Below are 3043 nucleotides of genomic sequence, written 5' to 3'. Positions count from 1 at the left end.
TGTAGGAGCTGGTGGTGGCATACTAAATATTGGAGGTAAAGTTTCAGGAGAATACAAATATAATAATGAGCAATGCAACTCATCAAATCAACAACAATCATATAGTGAGGCATTATCAAAAATTCAGACTGCAGTAAGAGAAGGAAGATTTAATACCACAGATAGTAAGGTACAGTCACTAAGCGAAAATCTTAATGCTAATCTTTCGGAGCAACAATCTATTGGGCAAGAAATAGCTAAGACTAAGCAAGAAATGGAGCAACTTAGTCATAGTATTAATTATGTATCTCAAAACTCTGCTACTATTGATCGTAACATTAATGAGCTTGTACTAAATAAAATTATTGATCAAATACCAGAAGTAAATAGCAAAGCACAAGCTGCTCTATGGGCTAGAAATCACTCGGATGAAGCGGCACAAATTGCGTTTAAAGTTGCTCAAGTTAATAGTACAGTACCTCAAGATTTAAATCATGATATTGATGATATTTCTACTAAGCAAGATTTACAAAATATTTTTGATACTAATGTTGAAAGATTAAAAGCTATTAATTCTAGTGATAAAAACAATGAAGTACATTCTCAAAATATAGAACAAACTTTTAGCAGTCATGAAAAAATAAAGAATCTTAATAAAATTTCTGATAGTATTAAAAATAAGACTCAAGAGATACAGAAAGAATTTGATGATACTTCTAATTCAGCAGCTATTATGGCGGGTAAGCAAGCAGTAGAAGCAGTTATAAATGGGAAGAAAAAAAATTAGTAATCATATGAAATTTATTAAAAATATATGTATAACAGCTATTTTAATACTGTTAAATCCAGCTATTGCAGTTGAACAACAGCAAATAATTCAACAGGATGAGTTCAAGATAGTATTCTTCTAGCAAAAGAATATTTCAATATTGGAAGTTCTTTCCTAAAACTAAAAAAATATCATGAAGCAATAGAAAATTTTGATCTTGCTATTAAATATAATTCAAGTTATGCATCAGCGTATAACGGTAAGGGAATGGCTTTAGATGATCTAGGAAAACTACTAGAAGCTTTAGAACATTTTGATTTAGCCATTAAATGCAATCATAGTTTTGCAGAAGCATATAATAACAAAGCCGTATCTTATAGAAAACTTGGAAAAAATGAAGAAGCTATAAAACTTTGTAATATAGCAATTAAATACAAGCCTAATTTTGCAGGTGCTTATAATAATAAAGGAGCTTCTTTAAATGACTTAGGACAGTATGAAGATGCAATAGAAAATTTTGATCTTGCTATTAAGTATAAACCTGACTATGCTACAGCTTATTATAACAAAGGTATAGCATTAATGTATTTAATGCAGCTTTATGAAGCAATAGAAAACTATAATCTTGCTATTAAATACAAGCCTGATTACTCAGATGCATATAGTAATAGAGGTTTAGTACAGATATTTTGTGATCAATTTCAGAAAGCAATAGAAAGTTTTGATTTAGCCATTAAATATGATCCTAATAGTATAGAGGCATATCACAATAAAGGCTATGCACTAAGCCTCTTGAAAAGATATCAGGAAGCAATAAAGAGCTGCAATCTAGCAATTAACTATGCTCCGAATTGTGCAGATGCTTACTATCGTAGAGGAATGATTTTTGAAAAACTAGGGCAACATCAAGAAGCAATAACAGATTATGATATAGCCATAAAATATAAATTAGCTTTTCCAGAAAGTTATTTAGAAAAAGGAATTTCACTAGTGAGCTTAGGACAATACTCAAAAGCTAAAGAAAATTTTAATTTAGCGATTAAATATATGCCTAATCTTATAGAAGAATATGAAGCAGCATGTAAGAGATTAAAGGAATTAGAAAGTTTTACTGTTGCAAAAGAATATGAACAAAAACTACAGATATTAAAAAAATACTCTTGATTGATGAATTTTCAGAATCAAGGTCATTTTACTAGAGGCTCACAGCTAGTTGCTCATAAGTTAAGAATGTTTGGCCAAGGTAGTGCTAATGTTCTAACAATTGGCTTTGGATTATCGATATTCTGGATTCTATGGCGACTATATCAAAAACTATTTTTAAGTAGCTTGTATTATTTTGCGATCGAGAGATATGTACAGCTTAAGCTAGCAATTGGTGAACATTTTTATGATATCGATGAAATAGGTATTAAATTCTATAGTTTAATGCTTAAAAAATGGACTTATCTCAACGCTCAAGACTTTGTGTATAAGTTTTATATTGGACAACATGGATTGAGAATATACAAATTATGGCAATTTTTAATCAATTCAGCATTGTTAGAAGGATTAGTTGTTTTTACTATTGGTGCAATAATCTCAATTGTTTTCTTTATTGCTCAAGGCAAAAAAACGGTTATTAAGGCCAAAATTAGAGGTGCTGATCTTGTAGACTATAATACTTAGCTAAAATGCTAAAAAGAGCTAAAAAGGCCTCAAAATCAATTTTGCAGGCTTCCATTAGTAAAGGATAGCGAAAGACAACACATTCTTATTACCGGTACTCTGGTTCTGGAAAAATGCTTAATGAATTGCTACCTCAAATTCGATTGCAGCGAGCAATAATTGTTGACCTTACGGTGCTTTTATTATAGATTTTTATTCGATGTGATAAGCTACTTAATCCACTTGAGACAAACGTGAACATTGGTACCTTGGAATGATTGTTTCATAGCTGATTTTCATGATATAGCCAATAGCTTTAGTAGCTATAATCCTAGAATCGATAACTTTTTTACTAAAAACGCTGAATTAGTCTTAGCTGAGGCAGTGAAGCTATATCAAAAGGATATTAAACAACTCATAGATACAATTATTTACTCTGATAATAGACAATTTGCAAAAGCATTTAGAAACACAGCTGTAGCAGGTATTATAAGCGAAAGTGCCCCTGAAACTTCTTCTGGGATTCAGTCTACTCTTGGAAAGAATATTACTTCACTGCAATACTTAAAACCTGGTGGTAAGTTTAGTATAAAAGAATGGTTTTCCAATGAAACAGGATGGCTATTTATTACTGCATCTCCAGCTCAA

4 protein-coding genes and 1 pseudogene are annotated in these 3043 nt (G+C 30.8%); all 5 read left to right on the top strand.

Annotated elements, in window-relative coordinates; genetic code table 11:
* Window positions 1-766 (top strand): annotated as a pseudogene (locus OCHUTO_RS06095) (conjugal transfer protein TraG N-terminal domain-containing protein); the annotation flags it as partial.
* Entirely contained in the window at window positions 747-890 is a 144-nt protein-coding gene (locus tag OCHUTO_RS06965; RefSeq protein ID WP_306305448.1) for a hypothetical protein, read from the top strand. The pseudogene OCHUTO_RS06095 and the gene OCHUTO_RS06965, both read left to right, overlap by 20 nt.
* Window positions 881-1912 (top strand): tetratricopeptide repeat protein, encoded by a 1032-nt coding sequence (locus tag OCHUTO_RS04720; protein WP_306305449.1) that lies wholly within the window; start codon window positions 881-883, stop codon window positions 1910-1912. Before OCHUTO_RS06965 ends, OCHUTO_RS04720 begins: the two co-directional genes overlap by 10 nt.
* Before the next feature lie 3 nt (window positions 1913-1915).
* Window positions 1916-2416, top strand: coding sequence for a TraD N-terminal domain-containing protein (locus tag OCHUTO_RS04715; RefSeq protein ID WP_084215429.1), 501 nt, complete (start codon window positions 1916-1918; stop codon window positions 2414-2416).
* Window positions 2417-2656: 240 nt separating this feature from the next.
* Window positions 2657-3043: type IV secretion system DNA-binding domain-containing protein (locus OCHUTO_RS04710; protein WP_045797623.1), on the top strand; the 387-nt coding region annotated here is incomplete at its 3' end.

This window comes from Orientia chuto str. Dubai (assembly GCF_000964595.1).
GTDB lineage: Bacteria > Pseudomonadota > Alphaproteobacteria > Rickettsiales > Rickettsiaceae > Orientia > Orientia mediorientalis.
The sequence above is the reverse complement of the archived record's forward strand: the minus strand, read 5'-3'. Positions and strand labels throughout refer to the sequence as shown.